This window comes from Paenarthrobacter sp. YIM B13468, from assembly GCF_042788025.1.
GTDB lineage: Bacteria > Actinomycetota > Actinomycetes > Actinomycetales > Micrococcaceae > Arthrobacter > Arthrobacter aromaticivorans.
This window is the reverse complement of the sequence record NZ_JBHZPI010000016.1, coordinates 18,816-33,842: the sequence shown is the minus strand read 5'-3', so window position 1 is coordinate 33,842 and position 15,027 is coordinate 18,816. Positions and strand designations below refer to the sequence as shown.

General features: G+C 60.3%; 12 protein-coding genes. All 12 read left to right on the top strand.

Annotation, left to right across the window (positions count from 1 at the left end; all coding sequences use genetic code 11):
• The first annotated feature begins 237 nt into the window (after positions 1-237).
• The 12 genes from ACFX4T_RS15715 (at position 238) to ACFX4T_RS15660 (ending at position 14,906) form a co-directional block, all read left to right on the top strand.
• A complete protein-coding gene (locus ACFX4T_RS15715) occupies positions 238-1,137 on the top strand; it encodes an enoyl-CoA hydratase-related protein (protein WP_223948910.1) in 900 nt (299 codons plus the stop codon).
• Positions 1,134-2,048, top strand: coding sequence for a cyclase family protein (locus ACFX4T_RS15710; RefSeq protein WP_223948911.1), 915 nt, complete (start codon positions 1,134-1,136; stop codon positions 2,046-2,048). The genes ACFX4T_RS15715 and ACFX4T_RS15710 overlap by 4 nt, the downstream gene beginning before the upstream one ends.
• Positions 1,967-4,123: a 3-hydroxyacyl-CoA dehydrogenase NAD-binding domain-containing protein gene (locus ACFX4T_RS15705; RefSeq protein ID WP_377652628.1), complete on the top strand. Its 2,157-nt coding sequence runs from the start codon at positions 1,967-1,969 to the stop codon at positions 4,121-4,123. The genes ACFX4T_RS15710 and ACFX4T_RS15705 overlap by 82 nt, the downstream gene beginning before the upstream one ends.
• Before the next feature lie 220 nt (positions 4,124-4,343).
• Positions 4,344-5,954: a bifunctional 3-(3-hydroxy-phenyl)propionate/3-hydroxycinnamic acid hydroxylase gene (locus ACFX4T_RS15700; RefSeq protein ID WP_223948913.1), complete on the top strand. Its 1,611-nt coding sequence runs from the start codon at positions 4,344-4,346 to the stop codon at positions 5,952-5,954.
• A 41-nt stretch (positions 5,955-5,995) separates the two neighbouring features.
• The gene (locus ACFX4T_RS15695; RefSeq protein ID WP_223948914.1) at positions 5,996-6,979 is read left to right on the top strand and encodes an alpha/beta hydrolase; all 984 of its coding nucleotides are present in this window, start codon (positions 5,996-5,998) and stop codon (positions 6,977-6,979) included.
• A gap of 21 nt (positions 6,980-7,000) precedes the next feature.
• Positions 7,001-7,918, top strand: coding sequence for a VOC family protein (locus tag ACFX4T_RS15690; protein WP_216923329.1), 918 nt, complete (start codon positions 7,001-7,003; stop codon positions 7,916-7,918).
• 26 nt (positions 7,919-7,944) lie between these two features.
• Positions 7,945-9,576, top strand: coding sequence for an SMP-30/gluconolactonase/LRE family protein (locus ACFX4T_RS15685; RefSeq protein WP_223948915.1), 1,632 nt, complete (start codon positions 7,945-7,947; stop codon positions 9,574-9,576).
• Between the two features lie 16 nt (positions 9,577-9,592).
• The gene (locus ACFX4T_RS15680) at positions 9,593-10,354 is read left to right on the top strand and encodes an SDR family NAD(P)-dependent oxidoreductase (protein WP_223948916.1); all 762 of its coding nucleotides are present in this window, start codon (positions 9,593-9,595) and stop codon (positions 10,352-10,354) included.
• Positions 10,355-10,426: 72 nt separating this feature from the next.
• On the top strand, positions 10,427-11,203 hold the full coding sequence (locus ACFX4T_RS15675; RefSeq protein WP_223948917.1) for an electron transfer flavoprotein subunit beta/FixA family protein: 777 nt from the start codon (positions 10,427-10,429) through the stop codon (positions 11,201-11,203).
• Positions 11,204-11,213: 10 nt separating this feature from the next.
• Positions 11,214-12,182 (top strand): electron transfer flavoprotein subunit alpha/FixB family protein, encoded by a 969-nt coding sequence (locus ACFX4T_RS15670; RefSeq protein ID WP_223948918.1) that lies wholly within the window; start codon positions 11,214-11,216, stop codon positions 12,180-12,182.
• Between the two features lie 728 nt (positions 12,183-12,910).
• On the top strand, positions 12,911-13,747 hold the full coding sequence (locus tag ACFX4T_RS15665) for a cytochrome b/b6 domain-containing protein (protein ID WP_223948919.1): 837 nt from the start codon (positions 12,911-12,913) through the stop codon (positions 13,745-13,747).
• Between the two features lie 223 nt (positions 13,748-13,970).
• Entirely contained in the window at positions 13,971-14,906 is a 936-nt protein-coding gene (locus ACFX4T_RS15660) for a zinc-binding dehydrogenase (RefSeq protein ID WP_223948920.1), read from the top strand.
• The last annotated feature ends 121 nt before the right edge of the window (positions 14,907-15,027 follow it).

The following is a 15,027-nucleotide window of genomic DNA, read 5'->3' as shown; positions in this document are numbered from 1 at the left end:
GTTCGGGGTTGCTGAATCCACGAGCGACCCCGAACAGACCCCGATCGCTAATCTCTGTAGGCCTTCGTGGCAGGACCCGGACCGTTGACGGTCAAGCATTACCTTTTTACGATAATACCAATCGGTTGTTTGATTAGTTCTTAATGCCGATGAACTGTGAACCTGAAGGGTGTAATTCTTGTTCCCCTTCTTACTGCCTGTTGTGGCCACCTTGGCCCGACTCCGACTGGCTCTATTATGCGACTCAGTCAAGGGCACCATCTCAACCCGGAGACGGGTTCCGACCTTTGCGAGTCACCTGTGTCATATGAATGCATACTTCTAGAGCACGATGGCCCAGTTGCGTGGATCACACTCAACCGGCCACAACGTCTCAACGCGATGAACGATCAACTGTTGACCGATCTCGACAGTGCGCTGCAGAGCCTGCGGGGTACGAAGAATCGGGTAGTGGTCATACGCGGCGCCGGACGTGCCTTCTGCGCCGGCTACGACGTGTCCCCAGATTCCGAAGAGATAGGGTACGCCTCAGCACGCGGGCCCGTGGGTGACCGCGACAGGCTGCTGTCCAATATCGAATTATGGACCCGAATCTGGCGCCACGAGCAGCCGGTCATCGCGGCAATCCACGGGCACTGCATTGGCGGCGGCACCCAATTGGCATCCTTATGCGACATAACGATCGTCGCCGATGACGCATCGATTCAGTCATCTCCCTCCCTGCCGATCGGTGGCGGATATCTTTCCCCTCTCTGGGTGCACCTGGTGGGACCGAAACGCGCGAAGCTGATGTCCTTCGATGCAGGTCGACGCATCTCGGGCACGCAGGCCGTGGATTGGGGTTGGGCCACCGAGGCAGTCCCCGCCGATCAACTCGAGACTTACGTGCGCGAGTTGGCCTATTCGATTGCAAGGACGCCGGGTAACCTCCTCCGGCTAAAAAAGGAGGCGATCAATCGAGCGGCCGAAATGGACGGACTGTTGAGCTATGCGCGGACGGGTGCTGAGACCGATGCACTGCTTCACCTCACTCCGGAGGTGGCTCTCGCCCAAGCCTGGATCAAAGAACTTGGTCTCAAGGGCGCGATCCAGCGGTTCCGTGACGACGGTCTGCCTGATATCGAAGACGCGCAGTGAACATACTGCCACCCTATTCGGACCTTCCGAAACTTGGGGGACTCGACATCAGGCATTCCTGGGACGTTTTGTCCTCGCCCATGGGGACGCTTTCGTTCGTTGAACCGGAGGACATCGTACGGGCGGGCAAGCTCGTCTCGGCCGGCGCTACAATCCCTCTGAACCTCCCCATCAACGCCTTCGATCCACCGCTGTTCGGGCGGGCGCCCATTGGCCATACAGTGCTGCAGCCGACCGGTAATGAGGCCGAGGACCTGATTGATTCGTTCAACCCGCAGGCCTCTTCTCAACTCGACGGCCTTGCGCATGTTCGTGCCCGTGAGTTCGGGTACTTCGGCGGACTCCTTGAACTCGCAGAAGCCCGCGAGCGAATCGGTATCCAGCATGTCGCATCGCGAGGTATCGCAGCTCGCGGTGTCCTACTGGATATCGCTGAAAGCGATGGCGGGGAAGGCCTCACACCATTCGACGGGCGTATGTACGACACCAAATTGCTCAACGACGTGGCCGATGCGCAGGGGGTCGAGATCCAATCAGGCGATGTTCTGCTCATTCGGACGGGGTGGGCGCCAGGGTATCTGCAGCTGCCGGCGTCCAATCGGAGGCCCCCCTCGAGCTGGAACGGCCTGAGAGCAGATGAGGCCATGGCTGCGTGGCTGTGGGATCACCGAATCGCCGCGGTGGGAGCAGACAACCCCGCTGTGGAGTGCGCGCCCGGCGCCCGTGATATTGGTTCTCTGCACCGTCGTCTGCTGCCCGCACTCGGAATGTCAATGTTCGAGCTACTTGACTTGGAAACGCTTAGCGAAATGTGCAAGCGCCTGGGGCGATGGGAATTCCTCTTCGTCTCTGTACCCCTGCATCTCAGCGGAGGGGTCAGTTCGCCTGCGAATGCGATGGCGATCCTCTGACTAAGTTGAACTCCCTAGCCCGCGGCAGATCTGCACGGTGCTCAACATCTGGAAAGTACATCATGCCCGTTGAAACCTCGTGGTCTGGGTCGACAGCGATCCTGACACTAAATAATCCGCCCATGAATACTGGAGACGCAATTCTCCGCCGCGACCTTCGGGACGCTCTTCTCAGCGCTGCGGCTGTTGCGGACCTCGACGGCGTGGTCATTGAATCGTCGGGACGCCACTTCTATGCGGGGTCAGACATCGGTGAGCTTGATCATCCAATCGAGGAACCGCAGCTGACGGCTGTTATCACCCTTATCGAGGCGATGCCGGTGCCCGTTGTCGCGTCAATCAACGGGTTTGCACTTGGCGGAGGGCTCGAGCTCGCGCTCGCCTGTGACGCACGCATAGGGGACACTAGTGCGATAGTGGGATTCCCCGAGGTGACACTCGGCATAATCCCCGGAGCTGGAGGTACCGTCCGGGCTGGACGTCTCATCGGGCCTGCCTCTGCGATTGATCTCGTCGGATCTGGGCGGCGGGTTGACGCCAGGGAGGCAAAAGAACTGGGTATCCTCGACCGGGTCGTAGAGCCTCGCAGGCTGCGCGATACCGCCATCGAATATGCATCCACCATGGGCACTAAGCGGCGGGTTCGAGACCTACCTGTTCCCGCGTTCGATCCGGCGGTGATAGAAGACGCGGCTCAACGCGCTGCAACGCGCGCACGGCCGAATGTGCTCGAAGCCATCGCCATGGTGCGCCGCGGCCTAACTCTGGGACCGGACGAGGCGCTTTTGGAAGAGCGTGCGATTTTCGACAGACTTCGACGTACTGATGAGGCAGCGAATCTTCGCTACTTGTTCTTCGCCAAGCGGACGGCCGTCAGGAGCCTGCGCGCCTCGACGAGTGAACGGAGAATCGATCGGATCGCAGTGGCCGGGGCGGGCACTATGGGTGCGGCGGTTGCGCGGCTCCTTAACGCTTGCGGATTTTCCGTTATCGTTTTCGATCTAAATGCGACTGCCCTGGAGCGAGTTGGTGCAACGAGCGCGATTGTGACTACGGACCGGCTGCAGGATCTCGCCGATTCGGACGTCGTTATTGATGCGATCTTCGAGGACATGCAAGTTAAGCGGCAGTTCTTCACGGATCTGGAACCACTGGTATCCGATGAAGCTATATTCGCCAGTAATACGTCCTATCTCGACCTCGATCAGATTGCCAGTGTTCTCAATCGTCCGGAGCGGTTCGCCGGGTTCCATTTCTTCAACCCGGCTGATCGTAACCCGTTGATCGAGGTGGTGCGCACGGCGTCGTCGAGTGCGGAGACCATCGAAGTACTCGCGGGGTTGGCGCGCAAACTAGGAAAGACGGTGATTCCAGCGCGTGTGGGTGACGGGTTCGTTGCCAATCGCGTGTATGCAGACTACCGCTGTCAAGTCGAGTTCTTGATGGAGGAAGGTGCGAATCCGCAGGAAATCGATGCAGCGATGCGCGACTTTGGCCTCCCGATAGGTCCTTTCGCGGTTGGCGATATGTCCGGCCTTGATATCGCCTGGGCGCGCCGGAAGCGCCTCGCGGCGACCCGCGACCCTCTTCAGCGCTATGTCGTAGTTCCCGATACACTCTGCGAACTCGGCCGCTTCGGCAAGAAGACGGGTGCAGGGTGGTATAGCTATGCGGACGGTGCGGCTCGAGGGACCCCCGATTCACAAGTCGCGGCCATCATAGATGCGGCTCGTGCTGAAAAGGGAATTACTCCGCGGGCGATAGCTGCCCGGGACATCCAGTTGCGGGTGCTCGGATCTATGGTGTGCGCGGCGGCGGTCGTGCTGCGGGCCGGCGTCGCTGACCGGGCCAGCGACATCGACATCGCTTTAACGGAAGGATTCGGATTCCCGCGTTGGCTGGGTGGCCCGCTCCGCTACTTTTCCAGCTTCAAGGACGACGACGTCGTTCGTGTCCTCAAAGCGGTCTTTGAATCCGACCCGATTGCGTTCGCAATTGCCGAACCCGCACTTCTGGGCGAGGTGCCACAGGATATTCGCGTTGCTCTGGACGCTGTCCGGGCTCCGAATCGCTGATTTCTACGCCGCTGAGGCTTAGCCACACGATGCTGGAATCGGGAGGGGAGTTGCTCGGCGAAGAAGGATAGGGCCATATAAAGGCCCAAGGTCGGCAAAGTATGGAACTGTCGTAATTTTGATGCTAATCTAACAACCAGTCGTTTGATGAGCCGGTATTTCCCGCTCTCGCGAAACTACAAAAGACATCGGTGTCTAGCTCCGTGGAGGAAGCGCACATATGGAAACCTTTGACGTTATCGTCTCTGGCTACGGTCCGACCGGGCAGGCTTTTGCATCTTTGCTCTCTCGGCTTGGTCATCGTGTTTGTGTCATAGAAAGGTGGCCCTCCCTGTATGGCCTTCCCCGGCTATGCACCATCGACGGCGAGTCCGCGAGGATCGTCCAGGCTGCCGGCAACATCGATGAGGCACTTCGTGACTCGCACCAACTTAGGCGCACCCTGCTCCTGAATGAGGACGAGCAACTCATTTTGAAGATGGATCACGATCGCATCACCACCAGCGGTTACCCGAGCCATATTTCGATGTATCAGCCGCATATCGAGGACGCCATGGACGCGGCGGCCCGTGAGCACGGCGCTACCGTCTACCAAGGATGGGAAGTGCAGTCTTGGACCCAAAGCGAAGATGGTGTCACGGTCGAAGCGCGGCAGACCGGGTCCAATGATCCCGCAGACACCATGACTCTCCAGGCAAAATACCTTATCGGCGCGGACGGAGCACGAAGCGCCGTCCGGGAAGCCGCTGGCATCGCGAGGGAGGGCTCCGATTTTCGCAGTGCCTGGATCTGCGTCGACGCCGTGCGCAAACGTACTCTGCCGAAATTCTGGGGCCTGTCGGAAGACATGCGGGAGTCGGTTATCATGGCGGCACCCGAGGGCCGGGCGTTCGCGGTTATCCCCATTGGTGACCGACGGCTTCGATTCGAGTTCTACGCCGACCCGGCGAGCGCGCACGACGAGCGGATGGGCTTCGATGCTGGCTATGAGGTGCTTGAGCGCGTGCATGGATTGACGCGGGACGATGTCGAGATCTACCGGACGGTGCTCTTTCCCTTTGAGAGCAGACTCGCCCGCACGTGGAGGAAGGGGCGGGTTCTGCTGGCGGGGGACGCCGCCCACACCATGACGCCGTTCCTTGCCCAGGGAGCCTGTTCCGGATTGCGCGACGCGGTGAATCTTTCGTGGAAACTTGATCTTGTTCTGCGCGGCGCGAGCGATCCTTCATTGCTCGACATGTACTTCGTCGAGCGCTTTCCGCAGGTCAGCGAGGTGGTTGCCGTATCCGAGCAAATCGGAGCTTGGGCGATGGAATTGGATCCGGTGAAGGCTCGAAAACGTGACAAGGACTTGCTTGATGGAGCTGTGTTGCCGCCGCCGCCACCAGCCGCCGACATCGATGAGGGAATCCTCTTCAAGCATGACATTGAACCGGCAGTGGGCCAGCTCGCCCCCCAAGGACGTGTGTCCTTTGGTGGGCGTGAAGGAAAATTTGACGACGTCTTTGGCTGGGGGTTCCAACTCATCGTGCGGGACGCGGACGTCTCCAGAAGCTTCTCGGACGAGGACCGTGCGTTTCTCGAGGCGATTAACTGCTCCGTCGTCGGTGTCGGTGACGTAGAGAGAAACGGCGTGGCAGTCGACGTCGACGGATCGTATGCCGCCTACTTCGACGAACACCGCATCGTGGGAATTCTCGCTCGGCCGGATTTCTACGTCTTCGGAGTTATGCACGAGATCGAGGACGCGGCTGTCGTCGTCGGCGAGCTGCGCCGGCAGCTGAGTGGATCGCACGAACAAGCGGTGCACGAAGCAGCGCACGCCGGCTAGCCGCCAAAAGTTATTCGACACTACGAAGGAGACAAAAGCTTATGTCCAATCTGAAGTCTGCGCTCTACTACGATCCGACCGCGATGTTCGAAGTCGACAGCCGCGACGTCGAATACCTCAATGTGGACGGAGTGACCCTCGTCGCTACGGTCTTCCAGCCGCGGGGCCAGGGTCCGTTTCCCATGCTCATCGACGTCCACGGCGGCGGGTGGCGTCTTTTCAGTCGCACACGACAGCGTCCTATCGATCTCGAACTCGCCTCGCATGGCATCGTGGTCGTATCGCTCGATTTCCGCCAAGCGCCCCCGACGTCGACATTCACCCGCGTCGATGGTCCTTATGCCCCCTATCCGGCTACATTCAGCGACGTCAATTTCGGCATCCGATGGTTCAAGGCACACGCCGCAGAGTTCAACGCAAATGCCGAGGGTGTCGGTGCCCTGGGGGTCTCCAGCGGTGCACACAACGTTCTTATCAACGCAATGTTGGGGCACGAGGCACCCTTTACGGCAACGACTCTTCCCAATGCGGATTCGGTCGATGCCAGTCTCGCGTACATCGTCTGCTCCGGATCCCCAGTCGACCTGGTCGACATGATGGTGGACGCGAATGTCACCGAAGCTGCTCCCGGTATCGAGGTGGGTGAACCTGACTTCTACGGCTTGCACGAATACTTCGGAGGCGTGAAGGAGGTCACTGCGCTGAGTCCGTTGCACATCGTCTCTTCGCGCACGGACATCGCCACTCCGCCATTGCTTCTCATTCATGGCGATGCCGACGATATGGGAGGCGTTTCGACAGACCGTCAGGTAGCCTTCGCTGGCGCTTACGCCAAAGCTGGCGGGATCGTGGAACTCGCGATCTACCCCGACGCGCCGCATATCTTCCTCAATCGGGGTCTCGCTCCCGAGAGCGAAAACCTCGTCAGGGCCCTCGCTGGGATAGCAGGATTCATTCAGCGCCAACTGGCCTACACCGACCAACCATTCAACCCTGTCGCCGGTTCGGCTACGGATACCGTCTAAAACCAATAGGAGTAACTGCTCATGCTTATCGCCGACATCGGACATATCGCCTTCCGCGTCCCGGACGTCGATGTCTCTGTCAAATACGTCACGGAAGTACTCGGGATGCTCGAAGTTGAGCGCATCGGAGATACCGCGTACGTAACTCAAGGAAGCCCCTACCCCTCCGTTTGGCCGCAGTGCAACCACCACATCATGGAGTTCATTGGCGGATCCGAGGGACCGGAGTTCGACCACATCGGTCTCATCGCCCAGGATCAAGCTGCACTGGACGAGATCCGTGCGCGAGCCATCGCGATCGGGGCGACGATTGACTCTTCTGTTACCAGTGAGCCCGGAATTCCGGAACTTCTGCGCATTATCGCACCCACTGGACACGTCATCGACACCTATGTGGAGATGGAACAGGTCGAACGCGACTACCAACCCAAGGGGGTCATGACACACCGGCTGGCACACGCGTTCATGTGGACCCAGGATGTTAAAGGGTTGGTCGAATTCCTTATCGACGTATTCGGATTCAAGGCGTCCGACTGGATCGGGACACCCGAAGATCCCTACATCGGCTTCCTGCGGTGCCACCTTGAGCATCACACGATTGCGGTTGGACGCGGACCGATCGAGGGCGTTCACCACTACGCCATGGAAGTACCCGGCACGGCTGACCTCGGACGCTTGGGCGACCAACTCGCGCGCTCGGGTCTCGGATACATGTGGGGACTTGGACGGCATGGTGGTGGGGACAACATCGCGAGCTACCATGTAGCACCCGATGGGTTGCTCGTAGAGGTATACGCGGACATGCAGAAGATCGCCGGAGATGGATGGAAGCCACGCCACTGGAGCGTCGAGGACCCTCGCGGCGGTAACCTCTGGGGCGAAATGCCCGGGGATTTTCAGAAGCTCATGGCCCCGCACGCACCGATCGCCAAGCGCTAGCCTTGCCGGTCAGGGGGCGAAGCCGGATGAATGAAACTACGACCCGATATGGGGGACATGTCGTCGACCAACTCGGGGTGGCTCCGGGATGGTCTTGGACGCAGGTCGCTCCTCCAAGCTCGCTGGTCGGTGCAAATGGACTGGTGTTCGGGCCGGATGGAGACCTCTATGTCGCTGAAGGGCATGGAAGCGAGATAAGTGCGATCAACACTCGTGACGGGAGTGTGCGGAACATCAGTCGTTCTGACGACCCCATCGAGTGTCCTGACGACCTCGCGTTCGGCGCGGACGGCACGATGTACGTCACCGAGTTTGCTCTCGGAAGGGTCAGTATGCGGCATCCAGGCGGTGAGGTTAGCGTTCTGGATGCCGACGTGCCGTCGGCCAACGGCGTGACGACCCATGGTGACAGGGTATTCGTCGATGAGTTTCGTCCGGGCGGACGCATCATGGAACTCTACCCCGACGGACGTGAGCGAAGGGTGATCGCCGAGGGCGTCGATTGGCCCAACGGCTTAGCGGTGGGACCCGACTACCACCTTTACTACCCATCGGTCTTCGCAGGGGAGCTGTGGAAAGTTGGCATCGACGCAGGTTCACCCGAGCGCGTAGCCTCCGGATTAAGCAGTCCAACCGCGGTCAAGTTCAGCCCTGAGGGCGAACTCTATGCATCACTGGCTGGAGGCGATGTGCTGCGGGTGGACCCGCGGTCGGGTTCAACCGTCGTCGTGGCATCCCTGCCGCAAGGAACCGACAACTTGGCGTTCCGCAGGGACGGCTGGCTGTTCGTATCCAATCAGCTCAACGGGAGCATAGTCGGAATAGACCACGACGGCGCGTCGGCGGTCCTTATCAGTCCTGGTCTCGTGGGTCCGTTCGGGATCGACGTCGCACCAGACGGCACAATCTGTGCTGCAGACGCTCTGAGTTACGCGGTCTTGAGACAAGATGGCGTCATCGATCGACCAGCATCTGTAAGTATCCCTGGTTTTCCAGGGGTCTTGCGTTCAGTCACGTATCTCAGCGACGGACGGCTCGCCCTCGGAACGACAGCCGGCGGCATAGCGGTCTACCGTCCGGGAAGCGACGCGCAGTTTCTGGCAAAAGGAATCAATGGGCTGATGGGAATCACCAGCACCCGAGACGGTGCGATAATCGCCGCGGCATCGGAGAGCGGTGAGATCCTGCGAGTCGATACTACCGGCGTGGCCGTTCTCGCAACGGGCCTTGCGCGCCCTATGGGCGTCGCGGTGACTGAGGATGGGGGAGTGATTGTGTCCGAGTCAGGGTCAGGACAACTACGATATTTCAATCCGGACGGGTCCTCGAAATTGCTGCTAACGGGCCTTGGTGAACCTCACGGCGTCGCCGCTTCCGGCGACGACGCATACGTGATCGATCGCCAAACGCGGGAGCTGCATCATGTAGCGCTCAGTGGTCGTATACCGAGCTCGGTAATCGCGAATAACGTCCCTGTCGGACCCGCCGCTGGAGTGGGCGAGACCATTGTCGCCGGACTCCCGGGGCTCGCTCCCGGTCCATGGCTTCCCTTCGCCGACCTGGCCATTGCTCCGGACGGTTCCGTCGTGGTGGGTTGCGACGGGTCAGGCGGCATCATCGCAGTCAAACGCGAACCTGAAAAGTCGAGTGTCGATTGAAACGAATGGAGAAGCTATGACGTCGAACCTGTTGACTGGACGAGTTGCGCTCGTTACCGGTGCGGGTGAGGGAATCGGGCGCGCTTCCATGCTCGCACTGGTGGAGCACGGAGCGAACCTAGTGGGCTGCGACGTGGACGAGGACGCCCTCGCGGAAACCTGTCGCCTTGCCAATATCCTTCGGCCGGGCTCGTCCCGATACATGCGAGGAGACGTAACCAATCCTGACGACGTCGGGGCGGTCGTTGCCTTTGCTGTAGCCGAGTTCGGAAAACTTGACGTCGTCCATGCAAACGCTGGAGTTTCCCAGCCAGCCTCAGTTGCCGGCGATATCCCGCTGAATCTGTGGAGGCGTGTGCTCGAGGTCAACCTGACAGGTCTGTTCGTGACATTTCAGGCGGCGGTACCCGAACTCGTGAAATCGGGAAGCGCGTCCTTTATTGCGACAGCATCGGGACTTGGCGTCGTAGGCGCACCGGGGCTCGCCGCCTATGTCGCGAGCAAGCATGCTGTGCTTGGATTCGTTAAGTCTGCCGCCCTTGATTACGCCCAGAGTGGGCTTCGCGTCAACGCCGTAGCTCCTGGCATGACCGACACGCCGATGCTCTCGTCGTCTACCACCGCCGAAATACGATCTGACATGGCTGCCTCAATCCCTGCTGGCCGTTTCGGAACGCCGGATGAGATCGCAAACGTTGTTGTCTGGCTAGCATCTGAGCTTTCCAGTTACGTCGTCGGTACCACGATTGTGGCCGACGGGGGAAACTCGATCTGCTGAACCAGTCCGCTATGCTTGTTTAGCAAACAAGCGTTTGGTAGACTATGTTTCTAGCCAAAGTTGGGAGCGCATATGAAGATCGTCGTCTTGGTCAAGGACGTCCCGGATACCTATGGGGATCGAAAGCTAAATCTGGAGACGGGACTGGCTGATCGTGACACAGTGGAAATGGTCATGGACGAAGTCTGTGAGCGTTCGCTCGAGGTCGCGTTGAGCTATGCAAGAAAGAATGCAGGGACTGAGGTAGTGGTGCTTTCCATGACTCCGTCGGGGGCAACTGCCACGGTGCGGAAGGCTTTGGCGATGGGGGCGGCCTCCGCCGTTCAGGTGGTCGACGATGCGCTAACGGGGGCCGACCTGGGGCTGACAGCTGAGGTACTCGCGGCAGCACTCACCCGAATCGGGTTCGATCTGGTGATCGCGGGAAATCAGTCCACAGACGGTTCGGGTGGCGTGATCGCTGCCATGATTGCCGAGTTGTTGGATACGCCACAGCTCTCGTCGTTGAGCTCGGTTGCCATATCAGAAGGTGCGGTGTCCGGCCTGCGTGCCTCAGACGGCGCGTCCCTGCAGGTGTCCGCCGAAATGCCGGCGGTAATCTCCATCACTGAGGCCCTGCCGGAGGCGCGATTCCCGAGCTTCAAGGACATCATGTCCGCCAAGAAGAAACCCATCGAGACGTTGTCGCTGAAGGATCTCGGCGTCAGTGCGGAAGATCCAGAAGCATCCCGGTCGATTGTGATTGCCCTATCGGAGAAGCCTCCGCGCGCCGGGGGCACGAAGATTGTCGACATGGGCGACGCGGGCGAGCAGCTTGCGGATTTTCTCATCCAGAACCAGTTGACTTAAGGAGATCGAAATGGTTGCATACGCGGAAGATGCGATCCTGGTGTATCTCGATGTGACGCCGACGGGCGAGCTCGCCCGTTCCAGTGCAGCGTTGCTTGGGGCCGCCGCCGTTGTCGGCACCCCAATAGCGCTGATTGTGGCCGACGGGACCGAGCTTGCCTCGGACGCCGCGGCGTTGGGTGCGGCTTCAGTCTTGGTCGCCCCTATTGGCGCCGGACTCACCGTACCCCTGGTCGACGCACTGGTGGCTGCGGCAGGCCTGGTTCGTCCCGACGCCATCCTCGTGTCCAACTCGATTGAAGGACGCGATGTAGCCGCCCGATATGCAGCACGCACCCGGTCGACGCTCGCCGTGGATGCCGTCGGTCTTGCACGAGACGCAGAGGGGATCGTCATCCAACATTCGGTGTATGGGGGCGCCTACAACGTCGAGTCTGCGGCCACTTGGGGTACGCCTGTAATTACGGTACGCCAAGGCGCCATTGAGGCGCGGGCCGAGGCAATGCCACCGGCTGCGGAGCAACTTGTGGTGCAGCCATCGGGGCGGCGCTCGGCGTCGATCGGTTCGGTGGACATCGCGGTGGTCGCCACGTCCCGCCCGGAATTACGGGGAGCGGTCTCCGTAGTGTCGGGTGGTCGGGGACTGGGTTCGAAGGAACAGTTTGTGCTCGTGGATCAATTGGCCGACGCCCTTGGTGCCGCGGTCGGCGCGTCGCGGGCCGCTGTTGACGCGGGTTACGTGCCGCAAGCACATCAGGTGGGCCAGACCGGTGTCTCGGTGTCGCCCCAGCTTTATGTCGCACTGGGTATATCGGGGGCGGTCCAGCACAAGGCGGGAATGCAGACAGCCAAGACTATCATCGCGATCAACAAGGATGAGGAGGCACCCATTTTCGAGATTGCGGATTTCGGTGTCGTCGGCGACGTATTCACCGTAGTGCCGCAATTGATCGCGGCTTTGCAAGCGCGGAAGGTCTAGAGCCCATGGGGATGTATAGGGGAGTTACACGCCGTGGTCTGCGACGGCGCCTGGGTGGTGAGCCATGGCCTATCTCTGTGTCGGCTCCTGAGCGCGGCCAGGCCGAGGGGAATGCGGGGGCTGAAGAGCCTTTTGAACGCTTGGCGGCAGGTTCCGCGGCGTCGGTAGACTCCCCCGTCGGTATTTCATCGACCGCTGTTGTGTCGACCACCGGCTCGGCAGTCCTTGCCCCCCGCCGCGGGCTCCCACGCGTTTCCGGAGGCGAACCCTGGCCTTCCGTACCCCACGTCATCCCCGAAATTCCGGGATTACTCGAGACAAATTCAGCGATCGCAGACAAACCGGCACCGAAACCGTCTTCGGTAGTCGAGGCCGTCCAGGGGTCAGTCAGTGAACCGGTCGCCGGTCCGACACCGCTGCGTCGGGGGCTCCCGCGAGCTGTCGACGGCGAGCCCGCGATGGGATCCGCACCGAAGCCTAATGCGTCGCCCTTGCTGGCCCCCCAAGCGCCGAAGACCGTCTTCGACCACCCTGCTGCGGCTCCAACAGAATCCGTCGATGCCGTGCCAGCGGTACCGCACAAGCCGGGAATGCCTACCTTGGGTGTGTTGCCGGCGCCATCGTCGAGCAGTAAGGCCCCGCCATCCGAGCCGAAGCGCCGCAGATCCCGCACAGGTGTTCAGTGGTGGCGGTCGGGCCTTCTAGGTGGCGGTGGGATGCTTGTTGCCATGGCAGCGCTCGTGCTTGCAGCACGATGGTTCGTCTCGCTTGATGATGTACAGGATTTCCTGACAACTTATCCGGGGGAGTCGCGTCTGCCGGATACTGCGTCGGTGGGGATTCCCGGCTGGCTGGGTTGGCAGCATTACTTCAATACGTTCTTCATGGTGCTGATCATCCGTACCGGATGGCAGGTGCGCACAGATAAGCGTCCACGCGTGTTCTGGACGCCTCGATGGTCCATGAATGGCGGAGGCAAGGTCAGCCTTTCGCTGTGGTTTCATCAGTCCCTTGACCTCTTGTGGCTGATCAACGGCCTTGTCTTCGTCGTCCTGCTCTTCGCGACTGGCCAGTGGATGCGGGTTGTTCCTACCGGCTGGGATGTCATTCCGAACGCTGGCTCGGCAGCGCTACAGTACGTATCCTTGGACTGGCCGACCGAGAACGGATGGGTCAACTACAACAGCCTGCAGGTGCTCGCCTACTTCCTGACTATCTTCATTGCTGCACCGCTGGCCGCCATCAGCGGTGTACGCATGTCAGGCTTCTGGCCCAAGAACGCTTCCAGGTTGAATAAGTTCTACCCGCTCGAATGGGCGCGCGCGGTGCATTTCCCAGTGATGCTCTACTTCGTGGTTTTCATTGTCGTGCACGTCACTCTGGTCATGGCGACGGGTGCCCTTCGCAACCTTAACCACATGTACGGCGGGCAGGATGCCGTGAACTGGTTTGGGTTCTGGGTATTCTTCGGTGGTCTCGTGCTGATCGTTGTCGGATGGTTCGCCGCGCGGCCCCCAGTGCTGGCGCCCGTAGCCCAACTCTTTGGCAAAGTCAGCGGGCGCTGAGCGCGTCACAGATTTGCAAAATCAAATCGGCGGGGGCGTGATCGCACATGGCTGGTTCTTCCTTGCGACCGGTCGGAGACCGGTGCCGCTCGTTGTGGTCGAGGAACGAACCAACTGCATCTCGCTAAGACCTTCGCGCATCAGTTTTACCGAAAGTCATAAGACGCGAGCCGTTCTCGGTGCGTCTGCACGGCACGAGCTGTGCCCGAAATAGAAGGAGAGAATGATGAAAGCCTGGCGCTTTAGCGATACGGATGCCCCACTCGAGTTGGTCGATTTACCGAACCCCGAACCCAAAGCGGGGGAGGTGCTCATCGCCGTGGGTGCCTGTGGTATCTGCCACTCCGATGTCGGGCTGTTCGAAGACAGCAAATGGCTTGGCATGATGAATGTGCCCGTCGTCCCCGGCCATGAGATCGCGGGTAAAGTTATCGCTCTCGGTTCAGATGTCACGGGGTTCTCCAAGGGGGACCGCGTGGTTGTGTGGTCGATTGGGGAGCTCCACGGCTACCTGAGGAATGGTGGATTCGGACAGTATGTTGTGGCGCGCGCCGAGAATCTGGTTCGCATTCCCGATGGCGTTGCGCTGGAGCGAGCTGTGTTCGCGGAACCTGGGATGACCGCCCACGCGGGCATTGTCGGTGCTGGCCAGGTTAAGAGTGGGCTACGCGTTGGGATCATCGGGTTCGGGGCGCTTGGACGGATGGGTGCGCGCATCGCTGTGCTAAGCGGTGCCGAGATTTACGTCGCCGAAGTAAACCAGGACGTGTGGGAGGATGCTCGAGAGATCGGTGCGCGCCGAGTGGTGCGCGACGTGTCCGAATTGGCGGACCTGGAGCTGGACGTCATCGTTGACTTCGCTGGGTTCGGGTCTACTACGTCAGGTGCGATCGGTGCTGTCCGTGAGCGCGGACGAGTTGTTTTGATTGGAATGGGCCGCTTGGAAGCGACGATCGACACCTATCAACTGGTATCGAAGAACGTCACCCTTGTGGGCAGCGGTGGAGGCAGCAAAAGGGATATGGAAGCTGTGCTCGCTTGGATCGCTTCCGGTGACATCGAGCCAGTAATCTCCCCCACCGACTTCGAAGGTATCCCGGACGGGATACGCCGGCTCGCCAATGGGGAAGTTACGGGGCGCCTCGTCGCGGTGTACTGAGCCCCGAACCCTGAGTCGTTGGGCACATCGACCGGCACTTTGTGAGATAGCCGCCAAACGTACGGTAGAAGAGATGCTCATTGAGGCTCTCGGCTTCCCGAAGTCATCACCACTGGAAGTG

Excerpts from the sequence above, each read along its gene's own strand:
- ACFX4T_RS15715 (WP_223948910.1), top strand. The coding sequence starts at position 238 with ATGCGACTCAGTCAAGGGCACCATCTCAACCCGGAGACGGGTTCCGAC.
- ACFX4T_RS15705 (WP_377652628.1), top strand. The coding sequence starts at position 1,967 with ATGGGAATTCCTCTTCGTCTCTGTACCCCTGCATCTCAGCGGAGGGGT.
- ACFX4T_RS15700 (WP_223948913.1), top strand. The coding sequence starts at position 4,344 with ATGGAAACCTTTGACGTTATCGTCTCTGGCTACGGTCCGACCGGGCAG.
- ACFX4T_RS15695 (WP_223948914.1), top strand. The coding sequence starts at position 5,996 with ATGTCCAATCTGAAGTCTGCGCTCTACTACGATCCGACCGCGATGTTC.
- ACFX4T_RS15690 (WP_216923329.1), top strand. The coding sequence starts at position 7,001 with ATGCTTATCGCCGACATCGGACATATCGCCTTCCGCGTCCCGGACGTC.
- ACFX4T_RS15685 (WP_223948915.1), top strand. The coding sequence starts at position 7,945 with ATGAATGAAACTACGACCCGATATGGGGGACATGTCGTCGACCAACTC.
- ACFX4T_RS15680 (WP_223948916.1), top strand. The coding sequence starts at position 9,593 with ATGACGTCGAACCTGTTGACTGGACGAGTTGCGCTCGTTACCGGTGCG.
- ACFX4T_RS15675 (WP_223948917.1), top strand. The coding sequence starts at position 10,427 with ATGAAGATCGTCGTCTTGGTCAAGGACGTCCCGGATACCTATGGGGAT.
- ACFX4T_RS15670 (WP_223948918.1), top strand. The coding sequence starts at position 11,214 with ATGGTTGCATACGCGGAAGATGCGATCCTGGTGTATCTCGATGTGACG.
- ACFX4T_RS15665 (WP_223948919.1), top strand. The coding sequence starts at position 12,911 with ATGGCAGCGCTCGTGCTTGCAGCACGATGGTTCGTCTCGCTTGATGAT.
- ACFX4T_RS15660 (WP_223948920.1), top strand. The coding sequence starts at position 13,971 with ATGATGAAAGCCTGGCGCTTTAGCGATACGGATGCCCCACTCGAGTTG.